General features: G+C 60.9%; 25 protein-coding genes and 3 pseudogenes. 7 read left to right on the top strand and 21 right to left on the bottom strand.

Annotated features, from left to right (window positions below):
• Positions 1-117 precede the first annotated feature (117 nt).
• The 3 genes and pseudogenes from NKH60_RS31705 to NKH60_RS31695 all read right to left on the bottom strand — a co-directional run bounded on the left by NKH60_RS31705 (position 118) and on the right by NKH60_RS31695 (position 1,713).
• A complete protein-coding gene (locus NKH60_RS31705) occupies positions 118-537 on the bottom strand; it encodes a DUF2958 domain-containing protein (RefSeq protein WP_023800968.1) in 420 nt (139 codons plus the stop codon).
• The gene (locus tag NKH60_RS31700) at positions 534-755 is read right to left on the bottom strand and encodes a hypothetical protein (protein ID WP_352818468.1); all 222 of its coding nucleotides are present in this window, start codon (positions 753-755) and stop codon (positions 534-536) included. The genes NKH60_RS31705 and NKH60_RS31700 overlap by 4 nt, the downstream gene beginning before the upstream one ends.
• Positions 752-1,713, bottom strand: a pseudogene (locus NKH60_RS31695) (ArdC family protein). Before NKH60_RS31695 ends, NKH60_RS31700 begins: the two are co-directional and overlap by 4 nt.
• 306 nt (positions 1,714-2,019) lie before the next feature.
• On the opposite strand from NKH60_RS31695, the gene NKH60_RS31690 reads away from it, so the two are divergent.
• Positions 2,020-2,226, top strand: coding sequence for a hypothetical protein (locus tag NKH60_RS31690; RefSeq protein WP_352874671.1), 207 nt, complete (start codon positions 2,020-2,022; stop codon positions 2,224-2,226).
• 198 nt (positions 2,227-2,424) lie between these two features.
• Here NKH60_RS31690 and NKH60_RS31685 read toward each other — a convergent pair whose 3' ends face one another.
• Both NKH60_RS31685 and NKH60_RS31680 read right to left on the bottom strand, forming a co-directional pair.
• Positions 2,425-2,652, bottom strand: a complete 228-nt coding sequence (locus NKH60_RS31685) for a hypothetical protein (protein WP_352808474.1) — start codon at positions 2,650-2,652, stop codon at positions 2,425-2,427.
• 154 nt (positions 2,653-2,806) lie between these two features.
• The gene (locus tag NKH60_RS31680; RefSeq protein WP_023679646.1) at positions 2,807-3,040 is read right to left on the bottom strand and encodes a helix-turn-helix domain-containing protein; all 234 of its coding nucleotides are present in this window, start codon (positions 3,038-3,040) and stop codon (positions 2,807-2,809) included.
• Positions 3,041-3,168: 128 nt separating this feature from the next.
• Here NKH60_RS31680 and NKH60_RS31675 point away from each other — a divergent pair, with 128 nt between their 5' ends.
• Entirely contained in the window at positions 3,169-3,438 is a 270-nt protein-coding gene (locus tag NKH60_RS31675) for a DNA -binding domain-containing protein (RefSeq protein WP_352643034.1), read from the top strand.
• A gap of 93 nt (positions 3,439-3,531) precedes the next feature.
• Here NKH60_RS31675 and NKH60_RS31670 read toward each other — a convergent pair whose 3' ends face one another.
• From NKH60_RS31670 to NKH60_RS31620, 11 genes are all read right to left on the bottom strand, one after another.
• Entirely contained in the window at positions 3,532-5,439 is a 1,908-nt protein-coding gene (locus NKH60_RS31670) for a putative bifunctional diguanylate cyclase/phosphodiesterase (RefSeq protein WP_352874670.1), read from the bottom strand.
• A 262-nt stretch (positions 5,440-5,701) separates the two neighbouring features.
• Positions 5,702-6,883, bottom strand: a complete 1,182-nt coding sequence (ubiM, locus tag NKH60_RS31665; protein WP_352874673.1) for a 5-demethoxyubiquinol-8 5-hydroxylase UbiM — start codon at positions 6,881-6,883, stop codon at positions 5,702-5,704.
• 423 nt (positions 6,884-7,306) lie between these two features.
• The gene (ccoS, locus tag NKH60_RS31660) at positions 7,307-7,459 is read right to left on the bottom strand and encodes a cbb3-type cytochrome oxidase assembly protein CcoS (RefSeq protein WP_023679633.1); all 153 of its coding nucleotides are present in this window, start codon (positions 7,457-7,459) and stop codon (positions 7,307-7,309) included.
• On the bottom strand, positions 7,456-9,744 hold the full coding sequence (locus tag NKH60_RS31655) for a cation-translocating P-type ATPase (protein WP_352874669.1): 2,289 nt from the start codon (positions 9,742-9,744) through the stop codon (positions 7,456-7,458). The genes ccoS and NKH60_RS31655 overlap by 4 nt, the downstream gene beginning before the upstream one ends.
• The gene (locus NKH60_RS31650) at positions 9,741-10,238 is read right to left on the bottom strand and encodes a FixH family protein (protein WP_352874668.1); all 498 of its coding nucleotides are present in this window, start codon (positions 10,236-10,238) and stop codon (positions 9,741-9,743) included. The genes NKH60_RS31655 and NKH60_RS31650 overlap by 4 nt, the downstream gene beginning before the upstream one ends.
• Positions 10,235-11,794, bottom strand: a complete 1,560-nt coding sequence (ccoG, locus tag NKH60_RS31645) for a cytochrome c oxidase accessory protein CcoG (RefSeq protein WP_352874667.1) — start codon at positions 11,792-11,794, stop codon at positions 10,235-10,237. The genes NKH60_RS31650 and ccoG overlap by 4 nt, the downstream gene beginning before the upstream one ends.
• A gap of 132 nt (positions 11,795-11,926) precedes the next feature.
• The gene (ccoP, locus tag NKH60_RS31640; protein WP_352468492.1) at positions 11,927-12,790 is read right to left on the bottom strand and encodes a cytochrome-c oxidase, cbb3-type subunit III; all 864 of its coding nucleotides are present in this window, start codon (positions 12,788-12,790) and stop codon (positions 11,927-11,929) included.
• 2 nt (positions 12,791-12,792) lie between these two features.
• Complete coding sequence (locus NKH60_RS31635; protein ID WP_352457387.1) at positions 12,793-12,942, bottom strand: cbb3-type cytochrome c oxidase subunit 3; 150 nt, start codon at positions 12,940-12,942, stop codon at positions 12,793-12,795.
• Positions 12,943-12,953: 11 nt separating this feature from the next.
• Positions 12,954-13,685, bottom strand: a complete 732-nt coding sequence (gene ccoO, locus NKH60_RS31630) for a cytochrome-c oxidase, cbb3-type subunit II (RefSeq protein WP_352874666.1) — start codon at positions 13,683-13,685, stop codon at positions 12,954-12,956.
• Entirely contained in the window at positions 13,676-15,307 is a 1,632-nt protein-coding gene (gene ccoN, locus NKH60_RS31625) for a cytochrome-c oxidase, cbb3-type subunit I (protein WP_352508084.1), read from the bottom strand. Before ccoN ends, ccoO begins: the two co-directional genes overlap by 10 nt.
• Positions 15,308-15,911: 604 nt before the next feature.
• The gene (locus NKH60_RS31620) at positions 15,912-16,658 is read right to left on the bottom strand and encodes a Crp/Fnr family transcriptional regulator (protein ID WP_352874665.1); all 747 of its coding nucleotides are present in this window, start codon (positions 16,656-16,658) and stop codon (positions 15,912-15,914) included.
• Positions 16,659-16,812: 154 nt separating this feature from the next.
• Between NKH60_RS31620 and hemN the strand changes: the two genes are divergently transcribed.
• Positions 16,813-18,162 (top strand): oxygen-independent coproporphyrinogen III oxidase, encoded by a 1,350-nt coding sequence (hemN, locus tag NKH60_RS31615; protein WP_352874664.1) that lies wholly within the window; start codon positions 16,813-16,815, stop codon positions 18,160-18,162.
• Positions 18,163-18,721: 559 nt separating this feature from the next.
• Here the strand turns inward: hemN and queE are convergent.
• From queE to queC, 3 genes are read right to left on the bottom strand one after another with little or no spacing between them, the layout of a single operon-like run.
• Positions 18,722-19,456: a 7-carboxy-7-deazaguanine synthase QueE gene (gene queE, locus NKH60_RS31610; protein ID WP_352823958.1), complete on the bottom strand. Its 735-nt coding sequence runs from the start codon at positions 19,454-19,456 to the stop codon at positions 18,722-18,724.
• Complete coding sequence (queD, locus tag NKH60_RS31605) at positions 19,453-19,809, bottom strand: 6-carboxytetrahydropterin synthase QueD (RefSeq protein ID WP_352618963.1); 357 nt, start codon at positions 19,807-19,809, stop codon at positions 19,453-19,455. Before queD ends, queE begins: the two co-directional genes overlap by 4 nt.
• Complete coding sequence (gene queC, locus NKH60_RS31600) at positions 19,809-20,507, bottom strand: 7-cyano-7-deazaguanine synthase QueC (protein ID WP_352874663.1); 699 nt, start codon at positions 20,505-20,507, stop codon at positions 19,809-19,811. Before queC ends, queD begins: the two co-directional genes overlap by 1 nt.
• Before the next feature lie 601 nt (positions 20,508-21,108).
• Between queC and NKH60_RS31595 the strand changes: the two genes are divergently transcribed.
• From NKH60_RS31595 to NKH60_RS31585, 3 genes and pseudogenes are all read left to right on the top strand, one after another.
• Entirely contained in the window at positions 21,109-21,498 is a 390-nt protein-coding gene (locus NKH60_RS31595; RefSeq protein WP_352874662.1) for a hypothetical protein, read from the top strand.
• Positions 21,499-21,530: 32 nt separating this feature from the next.
• The gene (locus NKH60_RS31590) at positions 21,531-21,659 is read left to right on the top strand and encodes a hypothetical protein (RefSeq protein WP_023722056.1); all 129 of its coding nucleotides are present in this window, start codon (positions 21,531-21,533) and stop codon (positions 21,657-21,659) included.
• Between the two features lie 514 nt (positions 21,660-22,173).
• A pseudogene (locus NKH60_RS31585) lies at positions 22,174-22,513 on the top strand (transposase); the annotation flags it as partial.
• Positions 22,514-22,530: 17 nt separating this feature from the next.
• Here the strand turns inward: NKH60_RS31585 and NKH60_RS31580 are convergent.
• Together NKH60_RS31580 and NKH60_RS31575 are read right to left on the bottom strand one after the other, a co-directional pair.
• Positions 22,531-23,736 (bottom strand): beta-ketoacyl-[acyl-carrier-protein] synthase family protein, encoded by a 1,206-nt coding sequence (locus NKH60_RS31580; protein ID WP_352874661.1) that lies wholly within the window; start codon positions 23,734-23,736, stop codon positions 22,531-22,533.
• Positions 23,737-24,012, bottom strand: a complete 276-nt coding sequence (locus NKH60_RS31575; RefSeq protein WP_352874660.1) for an acyl carrier protein — start codon at positions 24,010-24,012, stop codon at positions 23,737-23,739.
• Between the two features lie 575 nt (positions 24,013-24,587).
• Between NKH60_RS31575 and NKH60_RS31570 the strand changes: the two are divergent.
• Positions 24,588-24,689, top strand: a pseudogene (locus NKH60_RS31570) (LysR family transcriptional regulator); the annotation flags it as partial.
• Positions 24,690-24,814: the final 125 nt, after the last annotated feature.

The raw sequence follows: 24,814 nt of genomic DNA, 5'->3' as shown, positions 1-24,814 counted from the left end.
TTTGTGTGTGCGTTCTGCTGGTGTTGGGGCTTTGTTCTTTGTTTTTTCCGTTGGTTTTTGGTGGGCTGCTCCGGGCGCTTCGGCCACGGCGGCCGGGGGGGGGGACGGTTTTTGCGCCTATCGGCGCTGCTGTTCCGCCGTGTCGGGCGGAAGCTCGGAATGGGGCTTTGAAAGGGCGTCTGCTGCCTGCCGCAGAAGTCGCTCGGCCTCGGTGATGTGGCCGCAAATGCGGGCGGCTTCGGCATAGACGGAGAGCGTAAAGCGCGCCTGGAAATGCAGGTCGCGCTCGATGCCGAGGCCAAGCGGACCTTTTACGGATGCAAGCTCGGCCAGACTGACGCTGCCGAGTTCGGGGAAGCCGAAGCCGAGATCGCAAAGGCCGAACAGCGTGTCGCCATCGGCGTCGAGTTCGCTCAGAAGCCACGTCGCGGCACCTGTAGGATTAAACAGTTTCACAACGGGAAAATGGTCGATGTCGGCGTCGGCGGCGCCATTGGCGAGCAGTCGTGCGCGCAGCGGATCGGTGATCAGGATCATGGAAAGACTCCTTGTCCGAACAGGTCGAGTTGATTTCTGCTGGCTTCATCGAAGAGGCCGATATCGAGCGGCTTTTGCGCCGCGCGCGGACACATCGGCGCGTCCATCAGGAGGGTGAGCCGATCGCGCGTGGTGATCGGCCGGACACCGGGAATGAGCATCTGCTCGCCTTGCGGCGTCGGCTCGCTCGCGGTCAGTTGAGGATCGCGCATCGTCATGCCGCAATCCCTTCCTGCGCCTCGCCTTCGGCATCGGCCTGAAGGCCAAACAGGAAATCGGCGGCCTTGGAAGCAAGACTGGCGGCACGGAAGATGGCGCGATTGTCCTCGCGCAGCACCTTCAGCCATGAGCCGATGTAATCGGCATGACGCACGGTCGGCTCGATACCGAGATTGCTGCAGACGAAGGCGGCAGTGATTTCGGCGACCAATTCTTCACGCGCGTAAGCCTTGGAGCCGAACGAGCCGCAGAGTTCGCGAGCAAGCCGCGTTGGGTGGCCGGTCCAGTGGCCAAGCTCGTGAAAGCAGGTCCGGTAATAGTCGATCTGGTGATGGAACGCCGGCTGCGGCGGCACCTGAATGTGGTCGCTGCCCGGCATTAGAAAGCGCGATCGCCGCCGACCCTGAAATCCGCACCGCTGGCGCGAATGAGCGTCTCGGCCTGCGGCACGATCTCGCACTGAGGCAGCGGCTCGGCGGCGGCATAGAGGTCTTCCGGAAGATTATCGCACTGCGCGACATTGAAGACGGTGAAGCGCTTCAGAAAAGGCACTGCCTGTGGTTCATCGCCCTGGTGGCGTGCGCGCTCCCTCTCGTCCTTGGGGACAAAGCGGTCGGCATGCACGATGGTCGTGCCGCGCTCGCCCTTCCTGACATTGCCGCCAAGGACGAGCGCCTGCCGGAAGGTGAGCCAGTTCTGGCTGGGATAGCTGCGCTCGATGACCGCGCCCCACAGGATGAGGATATTGATTCCAGAATAGGTGCGCCCAGAGGATGCATTCCTCGGCAGGCCAAGGCCTGCCTTTGCGCTGCCCCATGGCTTGACCCATGGCACGGTGCCGCGCTCCAGCTCGGCAATGATGCGGTCCGTGATCTCCTGATAAAGGCTGGCGCTGGGGCGCCCGCCCTTGCCTGCGCCAGCCTCTGTGCTGGCACAACGCTTGCTGTTTGCATGCATCGTCTCATCCTCCGCTCGCCAATCGCCGCGCCTTTCCCCGGAAGCGGGGTGGGCGGCGAGTCGCGACCGGAAAGGCCCGCCGTGGGAGGCGGACCGCATCCGAAGACCGGAACGAAGAGGAGGACCCTGAGCGGCACGCGAAGGGTTGCGGGCTGCCGCGGCGGGCCTAGAAGGGAGTGCCGCCCACCCCGCGCCACCGGGAAAGGCCAACAGCCAAACCGCGCCGCCCGCAAGGGCGGCGGCCGTCACAGCCCGAAGGGCTGCCCGCGCCAAGGGGCGAAGCCGAATGGCCGAGACCGCCTGAGCTTGCCGAAGAAAAGCGGGCTCGGTTCACGAGCACCTGGTGCGCGTCGTCAGGCGCGCGGGCGCCCGCCAGGACAGATTTTTCGCACGATCATCGTCAAGCGCCGCAGTTACGTCGAGAAACTCGACGACATCGCCGCCGTGCGCGCGGCTTCCTACGAACAAAGCCAGCGCTCGCCTTTCAACAGGTTGAGGCGCGTGTCCCAGTAATATTCCTGACCGGGATCATGATAGACGCGCTCGCCCGTTTGTGGCTTATATTGGCTTTGATGTTGCAGCCGACATCGGCAGGGTCGATTCGAAGGCAAGAAAGCCAGCCAGGAGTTGCTTTGATAGCGATGGTTGCCCACGCCCCTTCTCCCCGAAGAGAGAATGCGACGTTTGCAGCCTGGAGTCTATAAGTCTGGTCTAATTCACCGGCCCTGTTCCGAACCATTGAATGAACGGCGCATCCTTACCCGTGATATCCTTCACCGTCTTTAACAGCGCGTCATGGGTGCGTTGGAGAGCCCGGTAATGGTCGCTGCTAGGTGATAGAAGCGGCTGGACGATGCTCTTGTGCAGCCGTTCCGCCTCCGCCAGAAAGCGCTCGATTTCAGCCTGTGAAAGCTGCTTGGAAAGTTTGGTCCTAGCCATTGCGATCTCCGTTGAGGAATCGCCCCACCTAGGATTATCATCCTATATCGGCATGGCCTGGTAAAGACCCACCCGCAGCGGAATGGCAGCTTGCCGAAGAAAAGCGCGCTCGGTTCACGGCACCGGCGCGAGCCGTTAGGCGCGCGGGCGCCCGCTAGGACCGCAGGCTGGACAGAATCTCGCACGGATCAGCGTCAAGCGCCGCAGTTAAGTCGAGAAACTCGATCACGTCGAGACGACGCTCTCCACCTTCGTACTTGGCCACGAAGGATTGGGGACGATCAAGCTTCTCGGCCACCTGCGCCTGAGTCAGGCCTTTGGCCTTGCGCAGGGAAACCAGCTGGGCCAGAAACCGCTGGTGGCGGGGCGATCGAAGAGACTTGGGCATGTAGGCGAACCGGTCGGGTAAAGACCGGATCAGCGACTAATCCCGGTTTCGGATTATCCCATTTTGGGATATTCTGCGTTGCATCCAGCGCTCAACAGCCGAGGCTCGCAACAGGCATGAATCGATCAATGGGAACAGATGAGACTCGAAACTCAACTCTGTGCGACGAAGTCCCCTGGTCGGAGAGCCTGACGGCCTACGACAGGCAGCATTTCACGATCTATCTGAAGATTTTGGATGCCTGCGCCGACAATGCCAGCGAAGAGGAAATGGCCGATCTCATTCTCGGCATCGACCCGGCCCTTGAACCGGTCCGCGCCCGCAAGGCTCTTCGCAGCCATATCGACCGGGCGAACTGGATGGTGACGACCGGCTACAAGGAACTGTTCGCCGGCTGACGCACAGCACGGATTGTCATGCTCTTCACAAGGAAGTTCAGATACCCGCCACTCATGAGCGCACGGCCGCGAGAGATGGCGCGGCGGGAGCGGTCACAACTGGTTCGCGTGCTGTTTGACTGCCATTTCCAGTGCTTGGCTCAGAGGCACAGCCTTGGAGAACAGGAAGCCTTGAGCGGTTCGGCAGCCAAGCTTGTGCAGGGTTTGCCGATCCGCCTCTGTTTCGACGCCCTCGGCCATGACCTCGATCCCGAGCATGTTACCGAGATCGATGACCGATTTGACAAGCAGTCGGTCCTCTCGGGACTTGGCCAAGCCGCGAATGAAGCCCTGGTCTATTTTCACCTTGCGTATCCGACTGTCCTTGAGCGATGCCAACGTAGAAAAGCCGGTGCCGAAGTCATCGAGCGCGATGGAAATGCCGGCATGTGAAAGCCGTCCGAGCTTTTCATCCACTCTGTCCGGGTCAACTGGGGATTCTTCGGTAATCTCGATCTCGAACATCGTTGCAGGGAGATCTCTTGCCGCCAGACCATCCAGAACCATGTCGTCGATATCGCCGGCTTCCAGTTCGCGCGGTGAAACATTCATCGCCACACGGAGATCACGACAGTCAGCTTTCACCAAGCCGTCGATAAAAGCACAACAGTCGGCGAATACGGTTTGCGTCAGCAGCTGAAGCATTCCGGTTTCGCGTGCAGCTGTGATGATTTCGGGTGGAGAGATGGCACCATGAGTCGGATGGGACCACCTCAGCAAGGCTTCAAAGCCGACCACGGCCTCGGTGTCGAGTTTCACGATCGGCTGGAACCAAGGTTGCAAGCTTCTCGTCTTTATTGCCGAATGAAGGTCCCGTTCGACGGACTGGCGGCGTTGCAGTTCCCTGTCGAGTTCGGCATCGAACAGGCAAAATTCGTTCCTGCCACGACGCTTGGCCGTATAAAGGGCGATATCCGCCCGCAACAACATTTCGGTCAGGCCCGGGCTTTCCGCCAGGTATATTCCTATTGATGCCCCGACCCGGACGGACGCGACCTCGATATAGGGGCGGGCAATTTTGGCTATGATATTGGAGGCGAGATCACTGGCAGAAAGCGAAACCCTCGTTGAAGGAAAAAACAGCACGAATTCATCGCCGCCGATACGAGCGAGCGTTGAGCCTTCCGGTGCTTCCTCCTCTATGCGGCGCGCGATCCTGACAAGCAGTTCATCACCGGTCCTGTGACCGTAGGTATCGTTGACGGATTTGAACCCGTCCAGATCAATCAGCATTGCCACGAAGGGGCTATCCGCGGTCTCGAACCGTCCGATAGCGTGTTCGAGGCCACGCCTGTTGAGAAGGGCCGTCAGGTGGTCCTGCCTGGAACTGGCCTTCATCTCCGCCGCAAGCCGCTCGGCCTCATGCCTCAGGCGGCTCGCTTCGCGGAACCGTGCTTGCCCAACAAACGAAGCTCGAACCAAGCCGCCCATGAAGAGCAGAACGGTAAAAGCCAGAATGTAGTCTTCAAAATTGCCTTTCGCCAAAAGGCAACCCACTGTGATGAGGAGCGGAGGTGTGATGAAGTTGGTCGCCGCCGCGGCATACGAACTGCCGTATGTAACCGCACCAGCGGAAATGCCCGCCAGAATGACCAGATGCAGCGGTGCTTGAGGTGTCGTGTATCCAACAGTCAGGACGGCCAGGAAGGACCAGGCAAACCCTGCCAGAAGAGCAAGGATGCCAAACCAGCGAAGCCGCGGCAAAACCCCCACTAAACCGTCATGGCGCCCCGTTTCCTTTAGCTGATAACGCGCGAGTGCAACGCGGGCGGCATTTATCGCATTGACGACCAGGAACCAGATTGCAGCGGCAAAGCCGCTGCCAGAAAGGGCGTGCACCGCCCAAATCAGGCCTGACAGGATAGCGCTTATCGGCATCGACACGAAGAGACCGGTCCTCAGGTCAGCAAGCTGATCCTGACGGATTTTGGCCTCCAGCGTGTCTTCTTTCTTCGGGGCCATGGACGGACCAGCTTGCTCCCATCGTTGTTCGCGAGGACAAGCTTACGCAAGCCCGCTGAAGGACGGGTTAACTATCCAGCAGGGATAGCCAGTGCGCTCACCATGGCTTCGGGTCGCAGGTCTGCTCTGAGGATTGCCGGCTGATCATCAAGGTCTCGTCCGCGCGCGTTTCTTGATCCGAATCATGCCAGGATCGGCAACGTCAGAGACAAAAGGAAGCCGGGCCGAGATAGCGTTCCAGAGCGGCAGCGCTGCCTGCGATTCACCGCCTGAGCATGGCCGAAATGCCATGGCGGATAAAGGGAAGATATTGGGCAAAGCGAAGCCCCGCATGTCTTGCAAGCCGTGCCGTCGGGTGCTCGCCTGAGTAAAGAGCGACAAGTACATTCGTAGCATGATAGAGCGGTGCCGCCGACAGACGCAGCCGGCTTTCGTATCTGCCGAGCATGTCAGGATCAGCAATGTCGCGGCGCTCACGACATGCCGCCAGGATTCCATCGGCGAGTTGCTTCTGGCCGCTGAGGCCGATGTTGAAGCCATGCGCGGTCACCGGGTGCATGCCGAGGGCAGCATCGCCGATCAGTGCCGCACTCGGAGCCCAGAACTTGTGCGCCCAGGTCGTGACCAGCGGATAGGCATGGCGGGTGCTTGCCAAGGTCATCTCTCCGAGGCGTCCTCGACAACGGTTCGTCAATTCCATCAGGAACAAATCGTCGTCGAGAGCAAGCAGTCTGTCGGCCTCGTTTGAGCGCAACGTGAGAAGCAGCGACGACACGCCTTCCATGAGCGGCAACATCGCTATCGTCTGATGGTGATCGAACCATTCGACCGCGATCTGGTGATGGGCGCGCTCGTGCCTCACCCGGCAAATCAGCATGGAGTTGCCAAGCCGATTGATGTCGGCGCCAATGCCGAGCAGGTCGCGCGTCGCGGACAGACGCGAATCCGCTGCAACGAGCAGCCGAGCGGCCAATTGCCTGCCATCAGAGAGCGTTATGACTGGTTCTTTGTGGCTGGTTGTTGCATTGACGACCGAGCGGCCGCACAGCAGCTGGGCATGATCCTGGAAGTGGACAAGCTTGAACAGGGCGTCGCGGATGCGACAATTTGGGACCAGAATTCCGAGTGGTTCCCCAGATCCGCTGGGAGAATCGAAGCTCAGGGCGAAAGGGCTCGATCCGTTGAGCACGCGCGCGCCTTGTAGCGGTGATTTGTCCGAAGCGGGGATGGCATCCCAGGCGCCGAGCTTGCGAAGGATTCCAACCGATGCCTGGGTCAGCGCGATCTCGCGACCGTCGAAAGCCGGATTCGCCAGGCTTTCGAGCGACTGCCGTTCAACCACTGCCACCTTGAGTCGGCTCTGGGCAAGCGACGCGGCGAAGGAAAGTCCGACCGGCCCGGCTCCGACCACAATAACGTCGAATCTATCGACAGAGCCGGCCATCAGCGTGCCGCCATTGCGTCGGCTATCTGCGACGAAGGGCACTGGAACGCATCGCAATCGATCCACGGTTTGCGGCTCATCTCCCCAAGCGCCTCCACGCGACCTAACCGTCCGTTAGACATCCGTTCTCCGTTCAAAAATGCTCAATGAAACCATGCCGATGAAGAGATAACCCTGATGTGGATCAACCAGGCTCGATAAACGCGGCAACGGCGGGTTCACGGTCGACTGGTCGATCGCCACGCCATGGTCTGGTCAGGTCATCATGAAATGGCCGGCTTCCCGTTCGGTGCGGCCCTTTCCTGGCCGAAAGTTCGGCAACGTATTCTGGCTGATCCGTTCGCACCCGTCGCGCGCCGAAATCGGCATGACGCGAAGCAACCGCGGAAAATATTGGAGCGAGTCCTCGCAGGGCAGGCTGGGTCAACTGCGTGGCTCGTCGCGGTCGATCAGGATCCGCTCGGCGGCGCCATCGAGATCTTCATATTGGCCGCTCCTCAAGGCCCACAGGAACCCCGCCAGCCCAAGCGCTCCGAGGAACAGGGCCACAGGTATGAGGTAGGCGAGCGTCGTCATGAGGATTGTGCCAGTGCGCCAATGTCGGAGCGCCTGTCATGTCGGGCATCTTGCACCGATGCATTTGACACGAAACCTTGCAGGCGTAGCGCATTGCCGATGACCAGGAGGGACGAGGCGGACATCGCGACCGCCGCGATCAGTGGCGTAACGTGCCCCAGAATGGCGACCGGCACGGCGATGCCATTGTAAACGATCGCGATGGCGATGTTCTGCCGGATCAGCCGTCCGGCCTTCCGCGAAATGTCTAAAGCAAGTGGGACCGCCAGAAGACTTTTACGCAGGAACACGAAATCCGCGGCGTTGCGACCGATATCCGCCGCCGTGGCCGGAGCTATCGAAACGTGTGCGGCGCCCAATGCAGGCGTGTCGTTGAGCCCATCGCCGACCATCAGCACCTTGTGGCCAGTTCGCGTCAATGCTTCGACGTGTTCGACCTTCCCGGAGGGAAGCAACGCGGGAACGAAGCGCTCGACGCCCAGTGCTTCCGCAACTTCGCCGCAGGCAGCTTCTGTGTCGCCCGACAGCATCTCCACCGACACGCCGGCGCCGTTCAGTTGCTCGATGGCCGCCTTGGCATCGGCACGCAGCTCATCCTCGAAATCGAAAGTCGCGACAATGACCCCGTCCTTCGTCAGAACGGTTCCGCCATAGCCTTGTTTGCCTTCGCCGCCGGTCCGGGCTTTCCACTCACCCCATCCGCGGCGACCCAGCCGCCAGGTACTGCCCTCGGCGATGGCTTCGATGCCGAAGCCCGGATGCTCGCTGACGGACGCGAGTTTCGGCTGGCCGGCAAAGGCTGCATTGCCAGCAATTGCCTTCGAAAAGGGATGGCGGGAATGCGCTGCCATCTCGGCCGCCATGGCGAGCATCGTCGGATCGATGGACGGCGCATTGATCAGCCTGGGCAGTCCGAGCGTAAGCGTGCCGGTTTTGTCGAACAATGCCGTGTCGATCCCCGCCAGGCGCTCCATGGCGGAGCCGTCCCTGACCATGACGCCGCTTTCAAACAGCCGCCGCGCAGCGACCACCTGCACGATCGGCACGGCGAGACCGAGCGCACACGGGCATGTAATGATCAAAACGGCGATCGCGATTGTTATTGCCCGGTGCCAGTCGCCGGTCGCCGCCATCCAGCCGAGGAACGTCACAAAGGCGGTGAGGTGGACCACGGGGGCATAGAGCGCGGAGACGCGATCGGCGATCCTGCGATGGCGGGCGCGGCCGCCCTCTGCCGCTTCCATCAGCCGAACCATTTCGGCCAGGAATGAATCCTTCGCGGCGTCCGTCGCCTCGATGGTCAGCGGACCGGTGAGATTGAGTGTACCGGCCTGGACCTGCGCCCCCGGGCCCACCGTTCTGGGCGTGCTTTCCCCGGAAACCAGGGAACAGTCGAGATCCGACGCCCCGCCAATGATCCTGCCGTCGATGGGCATCCTCTCGCCGGCCGCGATCAAGAGCTCCATTCCTGGTTCGATCTCGCCAACCGGCAAGTAGTCGCGCGAACCATCCTCGCGCAGCACCATGGCGCCGCGCGCCGCCAGCCGAGCCAGTCCGTTTACGGCCGTCCGTGCTCGTTCCCGCATCACGTGATCCAGCGTGCGGCCGATCAGCAGAAAGAACAGCAGCGACACCGACGCGTCGAAATAAGCATGGTCGCCATGGTTGATCGTCTCGTAGAGGCTCATGGCGTAAGCGAGCGATACCCCGACCGCGATCGGCACGTCCATGTTCATGCGGCTGTGGCGCAGCGCATTCCAGGCCGAGCGAAAATAGATGCCGCCGGCGAAAGCGAGCACAGGAATGGCAATCAAGGCCGAGACCCAATGGAACAGGTCGCGGGTCGCGCCTTGCGCGCCGGACCAGACGGAGACTGATAGCAGCATGATGTTGCCCGCCGCAAAGCCGGCGACCGCGACGGCGCGGATCAGTTCCGAGAGCGTCTTGTCCTTCCCGTCAGCCTCGGGATCGAACAGGTGCGCGCCATAGCCCAGCCGTCCAAGTGTGGCGACGAATGGCGGAACCTCCTCGCCGCGCCACCGGACCGAAACACGTTTCGTCGAAAGATTGACACGAGCGCCTTCGACGCGATCCAGCTTGCCGATCGCCGTCTCGATCGTCTGGATGCAGGCGGCACAATGCACAGCCGGCACCGAGAGGTCGGTCTGGCGAAGATTTTCGCCAATCGAGCGGCTCGCCAGTCTGATTTCCTGGCCAGAAGGCAGGACCAGTGTGACCTTTTCCAGGTCCAATGCCATTTCGGCGCCTGGCGCGCAGCAGCTCATTGCAGCGCCCCGTGGGAAATCATGATCCGGCGAACGTCGCGATAGAGTTCCGCAAGGCTCGCATCGGCGTCGATTTCGACGATCCAGACGCCATCCTTGGGCGTGTGGTGCGCGGCGAATATCTGACCGGAGGCAGCGGCAAGAGTGACGGATTTGTCCTCGGCCTCGTAGGCGGGATGACGAAACAGCACCTTGACGCCATGCAAGGCAACCGGCTTGCCGACAGCATCGGTGAGGCTGTAGCGGACCTCACCGCCTGCGATGGTCAGTTTGCCAGTCCAGCCGAGGGCTGCCTGAGCTCGCCCCTCCTCGGCCTTCTTGTTGAACTGCTGGCTCGCCACATAGGTGTTTTCGACGACAAGGCCGGTCCAGCTCGTGTTGGCGAGCGTCGCCATCGTCAGATTGACCGCTATGACCACGCCGAAGAAGCCAAGGATGGTGAACAGCATATGCCTGCCGGTGAATTCGCGGGATTGTCGCGAGGTGTCGCTCATCTGGCGATCTCCGGTGCGTTGAAAGTGGCCGTGTATTCGTCCGACTCGAACGTTGCCTTGTTTTCGACGCGGAACTTGAAGCTTTGCGCTGCACCCCGAACCTGATCTGCCGGCTGACGCACGAAAACCTTGAGCATCTTCAGCCGGTCGGGTTCGACCGGGATGGCAAAGGAGCGATCCGCCGGCAGGTCGATGCCGACAACGCTCATTTCGGCTCCATGCAGGCCCTGCATCGTGACAATGATCGTTCTTGGTTCGGGGATCATGTTGAGCAGCTTGACGGTGTAGCCGTTGCGGATCGAACCGTCGGACAGCGTCACGAACTGCGGGTTGCGATCGTGCAGGACATTCAATTCGAGCCGTTCGCGGGTCAGCAGCGAATAGAGCAGCGCGAGACCGACCGCCGACCAGGCGCCCATGTAGATGAAGGTGCGCGGGCGAAAGATCTTGCGGATATGGAAACGGGCCACCTTGTCGGAGAACAGGCCGTCAGCGCTCCTGACCAGTGACGGGTTGACTGAACCGGAGCCGCCCGGGGTCGCCAGCATCACATTGGCGTTGTAGTCGGCCAGCGTCGCATAGGAAATCAGTCCGCGCTCCCTGCCGAGCTTGTCCATGATACCGTCACAGGTATCGATGCAGAGCGCGCAGGTGATGCATTCAAGCTGCTGGCCATCACGAATGTCGATCCCCATCGGGCACACCGCGACACAGGCATTGCAGTCGACGCAGTCGCCGACGGGCTGCCCGGCGGCAAGGACCCTCTTGGCGTGACGCGAGCGCGGTTCGCCGCGCCAGTCATTATAGGTGACGGTGAGGGAATTCTCGTCGAGCATGGCCGCCTGGATGCGCGGCCATGGGCACATGTAGGTGCAGACCTGCTCGCGCATCAGCCCGCCGAACGTATAGGTCGTCGCCGTCAGCACGGCGACGGTGATGTAGGCGACGGGGGCGGCGGTGCCGGTGAAGAGTTCCCCAAGCAGCATCGGCGCATCGGCGAAATAGAAAATCCAGGCGCCGCCGGTCAGCACCCCTATGACCAGCCAAATGGCGTGTTTCGATGTTCGCAGCACGAGTTTGCGCGCAGTCCAGGGACCGGCATCGAGCTTGATGCGCGCGTTGCGGTCGCCCTCGATGGCTCGCTCGACGACCAGAAACAGATCGACCCACACGGTCTGCGGGCACGTATAGCCGCACCAGGCCCGGCCGACCGTGGATGTGATCAGGAAAAGGCCGACACCGGCCATGACCAGCAGGCCGGCGACGTAGTAGAATTCCTGCGGCCATATCTCGATGAAGAAGAAGTAGAAGCGGCGGTTGGCAAGATCGACCAGCACGGCTTGGTCAGGGGCAAATGGCCCGCGATCCCACCGCAGCCAGGGGGTCAGGTAGTAGATCCCCAGCGTGATTGCCATCACCGACCACTTGAAGCGGCGGAAACTGCCAGAAGCCCGGTTCGGGAAGATCTTCTTGCGTCCGGCATAGAGCGGCTGACGGGTCTTGGCGGAGTTGACCGCATCGGCTTCGAGCCGTTCTATTTGCGTGTTATCGAGCACGAGAAGCTCCAGTCACCAGCGACGATTTCGCCGGAAGCCCGACCCATCGGTTTCTGGATGATGCCGAGGCCCGGCTCGCGCCGGGCCTCGTCGCTTGGCGGTTGGGGGGAGGACGAGAATAGGCTTGCGTTCCTATTCTCCGCCGCCAAGCGAATGGACATAGACCGCGAGTTCCTTGACCTTGATCTCGCCGAGACGCCCGATCCAGGCCGGCATGACGCCATGCCTCGGGGCGCGGACCTGCGCGGCGATGGCTGTTTCGCCAGACCCGTAAAGCCAGATCGCGTCGGTCAGGTCGGGTGCGCCGAGCTCCCTGTTGCCCTTTGCATTCTCACCATGACAGGCCGCACAATTCTCGGCGAAAACATTGGCGCCGAGTTCGATCAGGCTTGTGTCCTGAACAGGATCGGAGAGGCTTGCGACATAGGCGCCGACCTGCTTGATCTGATCCGTCGTGATGATGTCGCCAAAAGCAGGCATTTCCGACAGGCGCGTATCCGGGTCTGATGCGAAGCGGATGCCGTGCGCAATCGTCTGCTGGATCTGTTCGGCGTTGCCACCCCACAGCCAATCGTCGTCGTTTAGGTTGGGAAAACCCTTGGACCCTTGAGCGCCCGAGCCATGGCACTGCACGCAATTGACCTTGAACGCGGCGCCACCTGCGGCGATGGCGAATTCGCGTAGCGTATTGTCGGCTGTAATCTCGGAGACGGTCTTCGCCTGAATGGCAGCGACAAATTTACCCTTGGCCACTTCGGCCGCCGCCAGTTCATTCTTGACGTCTCTGCGGCTCGAATACCCCAGCACACCCCTGGTCGCGGAAGTCAGCATCGGCCATGCCGGATAGACGACGGTGTAGCCGATCGCCCAGGCAATGGTGATGTAGAAGGTTATGACCCACCAGCGCGGAAGCGGGTTGTTGAGTTCCTTGATCCCGTCCCACTCATGGCCGGTCGTCGAGATGCCCGAAACCTCGTCGATATGCTCGCTGCCCATGATCAGTCGTCCTTGAGAGGAATGTGAGCGGCTCTCTCGGCTTGCCTGCGGCTGCCGGGACGAAATGCAAAGGCAACGCATCCGAGGAAGAAAAGTGCCATGGCAAGCAGGCCCCAGCTGTCGGCAAACTCCCGCATGAAATTGTAGGTCATCGCCATTCTCCTCAGCGGTAACCGGCGGCTTCGTCATAGGTCCTGAAATCGACCAGCGTGCCGAGCATCTGGAGATAGGCGACCAGCGCATCCATTTCGGTGACCTGCTGCGGATCGCCGTCGAAGTCCCCAAGCTTGGCCTTCGGATAGCGTCTCTCCAGGCCCGATGTATCGGCATTCTCATCGGCCTGCGCCATGAGATCGGCATTGGCATGAGCGATCATGTCGTCTGAATAGGGCACACCGACACGGCTGTTGGCGATCAGATGCGTCGAGAAATCCTTCACCTCGATTGGCATGTCCTTCAGGAACGCGTAGCTCGGCATGATCGATTCCGGTACCACCGAACGCGGCTCGGTGAGATGCTGGACGTGCCATCCGTTCGAGTAGCGGTCGCCGACCCGGGCGAGATCCGGCCCGGTGCGCTTCGAGCCCCACTGGAACGGGTGGTCGTACATCGACTCGGCCGCCAGGCTATAGTGGCCGTAGCGCTCGACCTCGTCGCGGAACGGCCTTATCATCTGGCTGTGGCAGAGGTAACAGCCCTCACGCACATAGATGTTGCGCCCGGCGAGCTCGAGCGGCGAATAGGGCCGCATGCCTTCGACCTTCTCGATGGTGTTGTCGAGATAGAAGAGCGGCGCGATCTCGACGATACCGCCGATGGTTACGACCAGCAGGGACCCGAGGAGAAGAAGTGTGGCGTTCTTCTCGATGACCGCGTGTCTGTCAATCAGGCCCATTTTCTGGCTCCTGATCGCACAGGCTGGAGGGCGGGGATGGAGCGCGGCATCGGATCCTCCTCGCGCTGGTAGCCGAGGATGGTCATGGCGATGTTCCAGGCCATGATGAGGGCGCCCGACAGATACATCGCGCCGCCGATGGCACGCATGATGTAGTAGGGATGCATGGCGGCGACGGTCTCGGCGAAGGAGTAGACCAGGAAGCCCTGCTCGTTGTATTCGCGCCACATCAGGCCCTGCATGATGCCGGACACCCACATCACCGCGGCGTAAACGACGATCCCAAGCGTCGCCAGCCAGAAGTGCCAGTTGACGAGCCGCAGCGAATAAAGCCGGTCGCGGTTCCACAACTTCGGGACCATGAAATAGATCGCGCCGAACGAGATCATGCCAACCCATCCGAGCGCGCCCGAATGGACGTGACCGATGGTCCAGTCGGTGTAGTGCGAGAGCGAGTTGACGGCCTTGATTGACATCATCGGGCCTTCGAAGGTCGACATTCCGTAGAAGGCGATGGCCATCACCATCATACGGATGATCGGGTCGGTGCGCAGCTTGTCCCAGGCGCCCGAGAGCGTCATCAGGCCGTTTATCATGCCGCCCCACGAGGGCATCCAGAGCATGATCGAGAACACCATGCCGAGCGTCTGGGCCCAGTCCGGCAGGGCGGTGTAGTGGAGGTGGTGCGGACCGGCCCAGATGTAGAGAAAGATCAAAGCCCAGAAGTGGACGATCGACAGCCGGTATGAATAGACCGGTCGGTTGGCCTGCTTGGGCACGAAATAATACATCATGCCGAGGAAGCCAGCGGTGAGGAAGAAGCCGACGGCGTTGTGGCCGTACCACCACTGCGTCAAGGCATCCTGGACACCGGAAAACGCTGAATAGCTCTTTGAACCCACGAACGACACGGGCATCGATAGGTTATTGATCACATGCAACATCGCGATCGTGACGATGAAGGACAGATAGAACCAGTTGGCGACATAGATGTGCGGTTCCTTGCGCTTTAGGATCGTGCCGAGGAACAGGATGAGATAGGCGACCCAGACAATGGTCAGCCACAGGTCCACATACCATTCGGGCTCGGCGTATTCGCGGCTCTCGGTGATGCCGAGCAGGTAGCCGGTTGCCGCCATGACGATGAACAGCTGATAGCCCCAGAACACGAACCAGGCGAGATCGCCGCCGAACAGCCGAGCGCGGCAGGTGCGCTGGACGACATACAGAGACGTGCAGAGCAGCGCATTGCCGCCGAAGGCGAAGACGACGCCCGACGTATGCAATGGCCGCAAACGGCCGAAATTGAACCAGGGCTGGATGTTGAGATCCGGGTAGGCGAGCTGCAGGGCGATGACCACGCCGACCAGCATGCCGACGACGCCCCAGAATACTGTGGCGACGGCACCGAAGCGGATCGGCCCATCCATGTAAGCGGCGGGGTCGATCGGAACTGCCGGCTTGAACTCCGTGTTGCGCAACAGAATCGCAGTGAAGCCAGCCACGGCGAAGAACAAAACCCACATATGCCGGCGAAAAGGTTCATCTACGCCGAAGCCGGCAGCCACCAGGGCCGCAAACGCAAACAGGCTTAGAAGGACGATCTCTGTGCCGAATTTCATCGCAAGCCCCGATTTCCGATTCCGGCGGGCGCCAAACCGCAGTGCCTTATTGCGCAGCCGTGGCCTGCTCGCCCTGATCCATGTCAGAGCCGCACGATTTTGCTTCGAGCAGGATCGAGTTCGGTGCGATCAGACTGTGGCGATCGAATGTGGAAGCGCGGCACCGGCCGCCACGCTTATGGACAGGCCCGGCGTCCCAGGTCGGGCCGGGTTTGGAGGCGATCGCGGGCGTGTGGGAAGCGCGCCTTCTGTGACGCTGGAAAGTAGGCCGATGCCTTGCCGAACGTCGATCGTTTCAATGCCTTGGGACAGCCAGCGCCAGCGTTGCGCTAACTTCGTGACATACATGGTTCGGGGAGACGGCGATTTTCCCCTGCGTGTGAGGCGTATTGACTTCGGCCGAGTGCAATCCTGCCTGGAACAGCCGGTTGCACGTCGAGCACCTCGAGGATGGATGCTTCGCCGACGAGTTGGCCGAAACGCACCTGGCTCATGCGATCGGATGGAGAGCGGGCTATCGCTATGCGACTTCTTCTAAGCGCAACGCGAGCATGCCCTGCCCCGAACGAAGTAAGTGACCTAGGCCATGCAGCTTCGGTGTCATTCAAAGGGCGGTTGCGCCTCGGCCGCCGCAGCGCCGTTCCAGCCGGCTCATGCTGTCCACGGTGACACGGCGGTTGTTCTCGATCCGAATCACGCCGTCCATTCTCAGGCTGGTCAGCTGACGGCTCACGGTCTCGTTTGTAATTCCAAGGAAATCAGAGATGTCGGCACGCGTCATCGGCAGCTCGAAGCACGCCGACTTAGCCGCCGGGTCAACACTGGAACCGATGTTCCGGGCGATCATGAGGAGAAAGCTCGCCACCTTCTCCGGTGCGGTCTTGCGCCCCAGAGTCACCATCCATTCGCGTGCCTCGTCGAGTTCGTTCAGCGCCTGCTTGAGCAGGCGATGCACAAATTCCGGTGATTCCTTCATCATCCGTTCGATGGCCGCTCTCGGAAACGAGCATAGCGAGACAGCTGTTGCCGCTTCCGCATTGATCGCGCTTTTCATCTTGAAGGGCCGTCCCAGAAAATCCGGCGCGAACTGGAGACCGACGATCTGCTGGCGGCCGTCCGAAAGGCTCTTCGTGAGCTTCACCACGCCTGAAAGCACGTTTGAATAACAGTCGACCGCCTCGGCGTCGCCGATCAGTTCGACCCCCGGCTCGATATTGTGCCGCGACGACGTCTTGGCGAGCTGAGCCAAATGGTCTGGTTCGAGCGCACCACAGACACCGCGGTGCCGTGCCTCGCAAGACAGGCAAAGAACGGGAATGCCGGAACTGTGACTGTCCTGCCGTAATGTCATTCGATCGCTCTACCGGTCCAGTACGGGCAGGATAGCAATCGACGGTAGAAAAATCCTTGCGGCAGTTTGTCCGTGCTGAAGGTTGATCGAAATCAGGGCTTAGGCTCATCCAAGCATCCACAGTTCCGGCGACGCAAACACGGTGGACCACGACATGCGGCTGGAGCTAGCTGCCAGACTTGGCGAGAACGTCCCGCGCTATACCAGTTATCCGACCGCGCCGCATTTCCATGCGGGGGTCGATGCCGTCGTTTACCGAGGCTGGTTGGAGGCGCTCGAAGGTGGTGACGAGATCTCGCTCTATCTGCACATCCCGTACTGCGACAAGCTTTGCTGGTTCTGTGCCTGCCATACCAAGCAGACACGCCACTACGAACCGGTGACCACATATCTTCGCTCACTGCATGCCGAGATCGCCACCGTCGCCGGTCTTGTCGCAGGCAAGGGCCGCGTGCGTGCCGTCCATTTCGGCGGCGGTTCGCCAACGATGCTCAAACCGGAGGATCTGGTGGCGCTGGGAACCGCCCTGCGCAACAGTTTCACCTTTCTTCCCGGCGCCAAGATCGGCGTCGAAATCGAACCCAATGATATGGACGATGCCCGCCTCGACGCACTCGCCGAAATCGGCATGACCCGTGCGAGCCTCGGCGTGCAGGATTTTGACCCGAAGGTGCAAAAGGCAATTAACCGCGAGCAGCGCTTTTTGCAGACCAAAGCGGTAGTCGACGGCGTTCGTTCGCGCGGCGTCGAATCGGTCAATCTGGACCTGCTCTACGGCTTGCCACACCAGACCAGGGAGAGTGTCTCCTCCACCGTCGCGCAGGCACTGACCCTGGAACCGGATCGGATAGCGCTTTTTGGCTACGCCCATGTGCCGTGGTTCAAGAAACATCAGACGATGATCGACGAGGCATGGCTGCCGGGTCCGGCAGAGCGGTTTGCTCAATCGCAACTTGCGGCGCGGGCGATCGTGGACCAGGGATACGAAGCAATCGGGCTCGACCATTTCGCCAAACCGGGCGATGCCCTCGCGCTTGCCGCCCGCGCGGGAACACTGCGCCGGAACTTCCAGGGCTATACCGAGGATCGCTGCGAGACCTTGATCGGCCTTGGCCCGTCATCCATCAGCCAGTTTCGCCAGGGCTATGCACAGAACATGCCTTCGACCGCCGAGTATGGACGCATGGTTGCTGATGGCGGGCTGGCCGCTGTTCGGGGTATCGCGCTTTCCGACGACGACCGTGTTCGCGGCTGGATCATCGAGCGATTGATGTGTGACTTCGCCTTCTCGGCGATTGAGCTGGTGGAGCGCTTTGGCGAAGCCGGCCAAAGACTTCTCCTCAAGGCGAGTTCCACGGCTCTTCATGGTCCTGCGCGGCTGCTTGAACTTGATGGTGACCGCTTCGTCGTGCCGGCGGAAAGCCGGCCCTTTGTCAGAAGCATCGCGGCGAAGTTCGACAAATATTTCGAAAGTGGAACGGCCAGGCACTCAGCGGCAGTCTGAGCACCGCAGAGGAACGGTCATGGTTCTCAGTCGATCGTGAACCGATTGCGCTACGTTTTTCACTGTTGATCGGCGACCGTCGTGTCAAGACAGGATTCGGAGCGGACCAGACGCGTCTTGGCATAGCGACGATATCGTCCGGTCGTGCCTTCCGGCGCCGTATTCCATTTCGCAGTCCCTGAAGCGCCACGTCGAGTCCGGCCTCTTTTCTGTATCGGAAGCAGTCGACAATCGTCCTGGCCAGATCATGGTTGTCGGCCGACAGCTCCCTTCGGCCTTGCAACGAGAATCGGCAAGGACCGTGCCAGCTGCAGCAGGCGCCGCCGGATCGCAACACCATACTATTCCACCCGTGGCTCGCGCTAACCTTTGATTGGTTCGCGCCAGGCCGACGCCCGTCGAAACCGAGCCTCGGCAACAATCCTAATCGTAAGCGGCTGGCCACGCTCTTGGTGCCGGTGGTAGAAGTCGGCAAGCACCCCGGCAGCGCCTTCAAGCGTGGGACAACCCGTCCACCCGAATATTCGTCGGCGCAGTTTCAGTGAAAAGCGGGCCTAGGCTACACAGCTCTCTTGTTACCCCAGAGCATAACGTGCAGCTGCGGCAGCACACGGGCTTCGAACCACCTGTCGCGGGTCACGCTATCAACCAGCCACTCCATGCGCTTCAATATTCCGTCAAGGTCGACAGGCGCGTCTTCATTTGCGGGGCGTGGCGGCGTGTGATTGCCGGGTTGCAGATAGATCGGAAGCCGCGGAAATCTCGCAGCGGCGTCTTTCGCGTAGGCGTAGTCCCTTTCGTCGAAAACAATGAGCTTGAGCACGATTTGTGGCCTGCCTTGTGCCGCCTGGAGGCACGCCTCGAAAGCGGCCCAATCGGTCGTCATTTGGCTTGACGGCGGCTTTGGGCTGAGGACTAGCACGTCAAGGTCGGCAAACCAGTCCCTGGCCACCGAACCTTGGGTTTCCAGCGCAAAACGGTAACCTTCACCATGGCCTCGCTCGATGAGCGCGCCGAGCGGCTGGATGGCCGGATTGCCGCCTGACAGCGACACCATCAGCGGGCGGCCACCGGAAAGCGCAAGCACGTTTTGCCACACCGCGCCAATGGACATCATCTCCCATTCGTGGCGGAATTGATTGTCCACCGCATGCAGGCTGTCGCACCAGGAACAGCGATAGTCACACCCGCCGGTTCTGACGAACACCGTCGGCAAACCGATGAGCACGCCCTCGCCCTGGATCGTCGGCCCGAAAATCTCACTCACGCGGATTGCGGGATGCGTATCGGTCATGGCCGGTATTCCGCCCAGGTTTTCGGCGTTTCGCTCACCCGCACGGCCGAGGTTTCGCGCAGGCGTGCCTTGCACCATTCATAAAAATGTCTGGCCAGATATTCCGCCGTGACTTGCTCATGCCCCAGCACCTCGTTGAGATGTCGGTGGTCGAAGCTCTCGTCGATATAGCGTTTTAGCGGCGCCAGATCATGATAGTCGCGCACGAAGCCGTGCTCGTTCAGTTCCTTCGCCGAAAGCTCTACTTCGACGATGTAGTTATGCCCGTGCAGGCGCGCGCATTGGTGCTCGGGCGGCAAAGAGGTGAGCTGATGCGAGGCCGAGAAGTGGAATTCCTTAGTGATGCAGAACATTACACCATCCTCCTGCGCAGCGCGTCGAGCCAGAAGTCGGAGTCCTCGTACTCGGTGGGGTCCGGGTGCCCTGCAAGATGAAACGCCTCGCGCCGCTCGACGCAGGTCCCGCACCTCCCGCAGTGACGCTCGGCGCCCTTGTAGCAGGACCAGGTCTGCGCAAACGGCGTGCCGTATGCTGCTCCATTCCTAACAATGTCCGCCTTCGTGAGATTCACATAGGGTGCATAAATGCGAATCTCCGCGTAGCCGTCGAGCGCGTGGTCCTGCATCATCTGGAAAGCGTCGATGAAGGCCGGACGGCAGTCGGGATAAATGAAATGATCCCCACCATGCACGGCCGTCGCCACCGCCTCAGCGCCGTGCGCTGCGGCGAAGCCGAAGGCAATGGCCAACATGATGGCGTTCCGGTTCGGCACCACCGTGACCTTCATCGTGTCTTCGGCGTAGTGCCCGTCGGGCACGTCCACATTATCGGTCAGCGCGGAGCCGGAAAGGCCGCCGCCGATCTCGTGGATGTCGATGATGCGGTGCGGGACGCTCAGTCGCTCCGCGCAAAGGGCGGCGAAGCCCAATTCCTTCCTATGCCGTTGGCCGTAATCGAAAGATAGGAGGCCGGCGAGTTCGTGCTCCGCTGCCACCTTGTGAGCAAGGGTAACGGAGTCCAATCCGCCGGAGCAGACGACGAGAGTCTTCATTTTTGGGTCCTTGTTTTAACCGGGTAGGCTGCGACCGGAGATTTCTCTGCGCTCCCAGTACTTCAGGAAATCCATTTTGTGAAGTGAACGGGGGACGAGTTTCATGCGCTGACGTGCCGCTGTGTGCAAGGCGCCCTCGCGGTGAGCCTGCAAGGAACACGGACTAGCGAAACGTCACGCTTCAGCGGAATGCTCAAAGGCGAGCGCACCGGAATATGCTCTGCAGGAGGTCCGGACCTTCGTAAACAAAGTTCTCGACGATCAAGCGCCCGGCGGTCCAGAGCTTCGAGGGACGCCACCGCGAGGGTTTCAGGTACAAGACGGCCCGAAGATGGGCTTGCCGCAAGAGAACGGACTTACCAGTGGGATGTTCAGCGACGCCGATGCAGATGTCTGGAATGATCACGACATCAATTGTCGCGGCAACTTTGGCCTCGGGTTCCGTAGATCCAGCGCATTCCGCTTCAGGATCGGTTCGAACCGGAGCACGCCCTCGGTCAATGGACGACCGGCAAACCCTGAATGATCGGTCGTGAGCCGACATCTGTGAACAAGCGGTGTGGTCGATTGCTATCACCCATGTGTTGCGCGCAGGTACCTTATGGCAGTGGATGAACTGGACTTGATGGTTTTACGGCTGGCGGTCGAAAGCGTCCGCTCGCTCTCCTTAAGCTTCGCTGAAAAGGCCGCCGAGGTAGCCACCAGGAGCCGCGGCATCCTGCTTTTCGACGTGCGGGTCGACGGTGACGCGGAGGTCCAGCGGGTCGCAGCCATCCGATATCAGGGCGACCAGATCGGCGTGCTGGCGTTGGACAGACAGGGTCTTGTTACCCACCAGTGCATCGTCAACGGTACGTTCTCACATTTCATTGCGCCCTTGGAGAACTGGCACAGCATGCCCCTGTCGATGCAGGCCAAGATCGATGCCAACGGCCATGCCAGTCTCTTCCTAGGGGCCTTGCGAAATGCCGGACATTTGCTGGGCAGCTAGCATTTGGCCAGAATGCATCTGTGAATTTTTGCATGCGCATCGCTGCCGACAGCGCCGGCATGATTGTCGTGCTCGAAAACGGCTGCGGCGATCGCGGCAAAGCGATCGCCGCGATGATGGCGATCTACGCGTGGGCGTTGCATCGATGCGCGATCGTTTAGACAGAGGTCTCCGCCTGGCATCGAGCAACATGCACGGAGGTACGCAAAGCGCAAATGCATCAAGTATTTGAAGGGACGAGCCCCTCGCGCAAATGGAGCTTGCGCTGCCGTTGTCGTCCCATCGTGCCGCCGAACTCGGGGGCGTGACGATCGACCACGATGGCCTATTTTTTTGCAAAGCCGAATGTCCCGATTCCGAAGCCAAGGAAAAAACTCCGACCACAGCGAAGAATAGTAACAACACGGGCGACGCAAGCCGCCTTGCCCTCTAGCAGGGGAGGTGCTTGCGGTGCTCTCACCGACACAAGATCGCAAATGGCACGTGGGTGAGCACCAGAACTGGCGACACGCATGGTGATCGGCTTGACTCGCTGGAGGAAGCACAAGGCCTCAGTGGGCGGAGGCGCCAGCGACGGTCGAATACTGGCTGGCTGCTCGGGATCTGATCGTTGAAATGACGTAGGATTTGGTTGCTTAAGCCGATCCGAACCATTTCCCGGAGACCACACCCACCATGAACGATCGTGCGCTGCCGCTGAGCGGTTTGTCATCAGTCGGCGGCAAGTCCGTCGTCGCCCGTTTCGACGGCGGCATGCTGTCGTCCAACAGCGGCGTTCTGGCCTTGGCCGAGGTGGAAAAGCGGTTGCGGGTGGCCGAGCGTCTGGCGCGTTGCATCGACGATCCGCGCTGCCCGGACCAGGTCGTCCACAGCCTGGCGGACATGATCGGCTTTCGCATGAAGATGATCGCCGCCGGCTACGAGGACGGCAACGACGCCAACCGGCTGCGCCGCGATCCGGTCTTCAAGATGGCCCAGGATGCGCTGCCGTCGGGTCGGGATCTGGCGTCGCGGAGGCATCTCTCATGGCTTCTACACCTGCCTGAACGCCAGAACCGCGTTCGTGCCGCCAAAGGCGAAGGAGTTGCTCAGTGCCACGCGCACCTTGCGCTCGCGTGCCACATTGGGCGTGACGTCGAGATCGCAATCGGGGTCCAGCTCACGATAATTGGCAGTCGGCGGCACGACGCTCTCGCGGATAGCCATCACACAGGCGATCAACTCGAGCGCGCCGGACGCGCCGAGGCAATGCGCGTGCAAGGACTTGGTAGAAGAAATGGACATTGAGAAGGCGTGCTGACCGAAGACGCGCTTGATCGCCGCCGTCTCGATCTGGTCGTTGGCCTTGGTGCCGGTGCCGTGCGCGTTGAGATAGTCGACATCCTCGGCGTCCAGCCTGGCATCGGCAAGGCAGGCCCGCATTGCTGCCTCCGGCCCCTCGACAGTCGGCGCGACGATGTCGGACGCATCGGCGGAAAGGCCGGCACCGGCAATTTCGGCAAGGATGGTGGCGCCCCGAGCCAGGGCATGCTCGTAGCTTTCCAGCACCGCCATGCCGGCGCCTTCACCAAGCGACAGGCCCTGGCGATCGGCCGAGAATGGCCGGCAAGTATCGGGCGAAAGCACGCGGATCGCTTCCCATGCCTTCAGCACACCCCATATGAGCGGCGCTTCGCTGCCGCCGGCAAGCATCACGTCGGCCCGGCCGAGCCTGATCTGGTCCACCGCGCAGGCAATCGCATGGTTTGCCGAGGAACAGGCGGACGTGACGCCGAAGACCGGCCCGCGCAGGCCGAGACTCATGCTGACCTGGCCGGCAGCGGCACCCGGCATCGCCTTGGGTACAGTCAAGAGAGCGGCACGCTTACCGCCCAGAAGGATGGCGCGGTAGGTTTGCTCGATCGCATCCCACCCGCAGCCGCCAACGCCCACCGTCGCACCGAAGCGATAGCTATTTCCCTCTTTGGAGGAAAGTCCGGCCTGACGCATGGCTTCGCGCGCCGCAAGCACAGCGAGCAGGCTGAAGCGGTCCATGGAGATGAGTTGCTTGCCGTCGATGTCATGCTCCGGCAGCGCCTTGATCTCGGCACCGATCCTGACCCTCAATTCATGGAGCTCGGAGTTGACGATTGGGCCGATGGCGGAGCGGCCTTCTTGCATCTCTGTCCAAATGGCGGCGGCGTTGGTCCCAAGCCCGCAAATCCCGCCAATCCCAGTAATCACGACGCGCCTGTCCATTCACACCCCCTTAGCGAGCAAGCTGCGCACGGCTTCCACCATGTCCCCAACATTCTGGAGATCCGACCATGCCTCGGCCGTATTCATCTCGATCTCGATGCTGTAGGCCTGCTCCAGGTCCCAGAGAACGTCCGCCAATCCCAGTGAATCGATACCGAGCGAAGTCAGTCCCGTGGCAGCCGTTATCTCGCCGCCTGTGGCAGGCGCTATGCCGCCCTCCGACGCGGCGCGCTTCTTGATCATGGCGATTATTTCGTTGGCGAGTTGATCTGCCATCTTGTTCCTTTCCAGCTTGCGTTTTCGGCGTCGTTCAAAACCCGAGTCGCGTCGCGTTGCCAAAATTGCCCCTCATAGAGCCTGTGCGACCGACCAAGCCCAATGCCCATAGGAACCGGACGAGTTCCGGCTTCTGCGGCGTCAGCCCGATGACGAAGAAAAGTCGCCGGCCTCCCGCTTTTGCGCCAGCACATCAAGAATCTGCGTGTAAATGGATAGGAACCGTCGTCAAACGTCAGCTAAACGCTGCGACGGTGGGTGCTGTCAGCGTATTCACTCGGCACCTCATATGTAATCGAGATGTTTCATAGCTCCGGACCAGTTGCGATCAACTATTGTACCGGTCCGCCATTCGTCGGAGAGTTCGACATGATCGGAGCGCTGCCTCTCATTCCCAGTACAATCTCCACCGCACGCGACAGATTTCCTCTTTCGGGCTCTTCTCAAGGGACTCGCCACGCGATAGAGGCAGTGATCGGCGCACGTGAGGTCCTGCCAAGTCCATGCGACATTCCGGAAAATTGGTAAAATCGTTTGTTTCAATCAAATGCATCCACGCTATGGATAGCTAAGACATGCGTTTCAAAGGGCTCGATCTGAATCTTCTCGTCGTTCTCGACGCGCTGCTGAGCGAGCGCGGCCTCACGGCGGCGGCACGCCGCATCAACCTAACCAAATTCATGGGGGTTGGTGGATGTGGCGCAAGCCGTTGAAATGACGTAGGATTTGGTTGCTTAAGCCGATCCGAACCATTTCCCGGAGACCACACCCACCATGAACGATCTTGCGCTGCCGCTGAGCG

Source organism: Mesorhizobium sp. M1006 (assembly GCF_040318825.1).
Lineage (GTDB): Bacteria > Pseudomonadota > Alphaproteobacteria > Rhizobiales > Rhizobiaceae > Mesorhizobium.
The sequence above is the reverse complement of the archived record's forward strand: the minus strand, read 5'-3'. Positions and strand labels throughout refer to the sequence as shown.

Bases quoted from the DNA above. Each gene is read 5' to 3' on its own strand.
- NKH60_RS31685 (WP_352808474.1), bottom strand. From the start codon at position 2,652: ATGGCTAGGACCAAACTTTCCAAGCAGCTTTCACAGGCTGAAATCGAG.
- NKH60_RS31675 (WP_352643034.1), top strand. From the start codon at position 3,169: ATGGGAACAGATGAGACTCGAAACTCAACTCTGTGCGACGAAGTCCCC.
- NKH60_RS31670 (WP_352874670.1), bottom strand. From the start codon at position 5,439: ATGGCCCCGAAGAAAGAAGACACGCTGGAGGCCAAAATCCGTCAGGAT.
- NKH60_RS31650 (WP_352874668.1), bottom strand. From the start codon at position 10,238: ATGAGCGACACCTCGCGACAATCCCGCGAATTCACCGGCAGGCATATG.
- NKH60_RS31580 (WP_352874661.1), bottom strand. From the start codon at position 23,736: ATGGACAGGCGCGTCGTGATTACTGGGATTGGCGGGATTTGCGGGCTT.
- ccoN (WP_352508084.1), bottom strand. From the start codon at position 15,307: ATGAAATTCGGCACAGAGATCGTCCTTCTAAGCCTGTTTGCGTTTGCG.
- NKH60_RS31635 (WP_352457387.1), bottom strand. From the start codon at position 12,942: ATGACCTACAATTTCATGCGGGAGTTTGCCGACAGCTGGGGCCTGCTT.
- NKH60_RS31620 (WP_352874665.1), bottom strand. From the start codon at position 16,658: ATGACATTACGGCAGGACAGTCACAGTTCCGGCATTCCCGTTCTTTGC.
- ccoP (WP_352468492.1), bottom strand. From the start codon at position 12,790: ATGGGCAGCGAGCATATCGACGAGGTTTCGGGCATCTCGACGACCGGC.
- hemN (WP_352874664.1), top strand. From the start codon at position 16,813: ATGCGGCTGGAGCTAGCTGCCAGACTTGGCGAGAACGTCCCGCGCTAT.
- ccoO (WP_352874666.1), bottom strand. From the start codon at position 13,685: ATGGGCCTGATTGACAGACACGCGGTCATCGAGAAGAACGCCACACTT.
- NKH60_RS31595 (WP_352874662.1), top strand. From the start codon at position 21,109: ATGGCAGTGGATGAACTGGACTTGATGGTTTTACGGCTGGCGGTCGAA.
- queC (WP_352874663.1), bottom strand. From the start codon at position 20,507: ATGAAGACTCTCGTCGTCTGCTCCGGCGGATTGGACTCCGTTACCCTT.
- ubiM (WP_352874673.1), bottom strand. From the start codon at position 6,883: ATGGCCGGCTCTGTCGATAGATTCGACGTTATTGTGGTCGGAGCCGGG.
- queE (WP_352823958.1), bottom strand. From the start codon at position 19,456: ATGACCGATACGCATCCCGCAATCCGCGTGAGTGAGATTTTCGGGCCG.
- ccoS (WP_023679633.1), bottom strand. From the start codon at position 7,459: ATGACGACGCTCGCCTACCTCATACCTGTGGCCCTGTTCCTCGGAGCG.
- NKH60_RS31705 (WP_023800968.1), bottom strand. From the start codon at position 537: ATGATCCTGATCACCGATCCGCTGCGCGCACGACTGCTCGCCAATGGC.
- NKH60_RS31590 (WP_023722056.1), top strand. From the start codon at position 21,531: ATGCGCATCGCTGCCGACAGCGCCGGCATGATTGTCGTGCTCGAAAAC.
- NKH60_RS31680 (WP_023679646.1), bottom strand. From the start codon at position 3,040: ATGCCCAAGTCTCTTCGATCGCCCCGCCACCAGCGGTTTCTGGCCCAG.
- NKH60_RS31655 (WP_352874669.1), bottom strand. From the start codon at position 9,744: ATGAGCTGCTGCGCGCCAGGCGCCGAAATGGCATTGGACCTGGAAAAG.
- NKH60_RS31700 (WP_352818468.1), bottom strand. From the start codon at position 755: ATGACGATGCGCGATCCTCAACTGACCGCGAGCGAGCCGACGCCGCAA.
- NKH60_RS31575 (WP_352874660.1), bottom strand. From the start codon at position 24,012: ATGGCAGATCAACTCGCCAACGAAATAATCGCCATGATCAAGAAGCGC.
- queD (WP_352618963.1), bottom strand. From the start codon at position 19,809: ATGTTCTGCATCACTAAGGAATTCCACTTCTCGGCCTCGCATCAGCTC.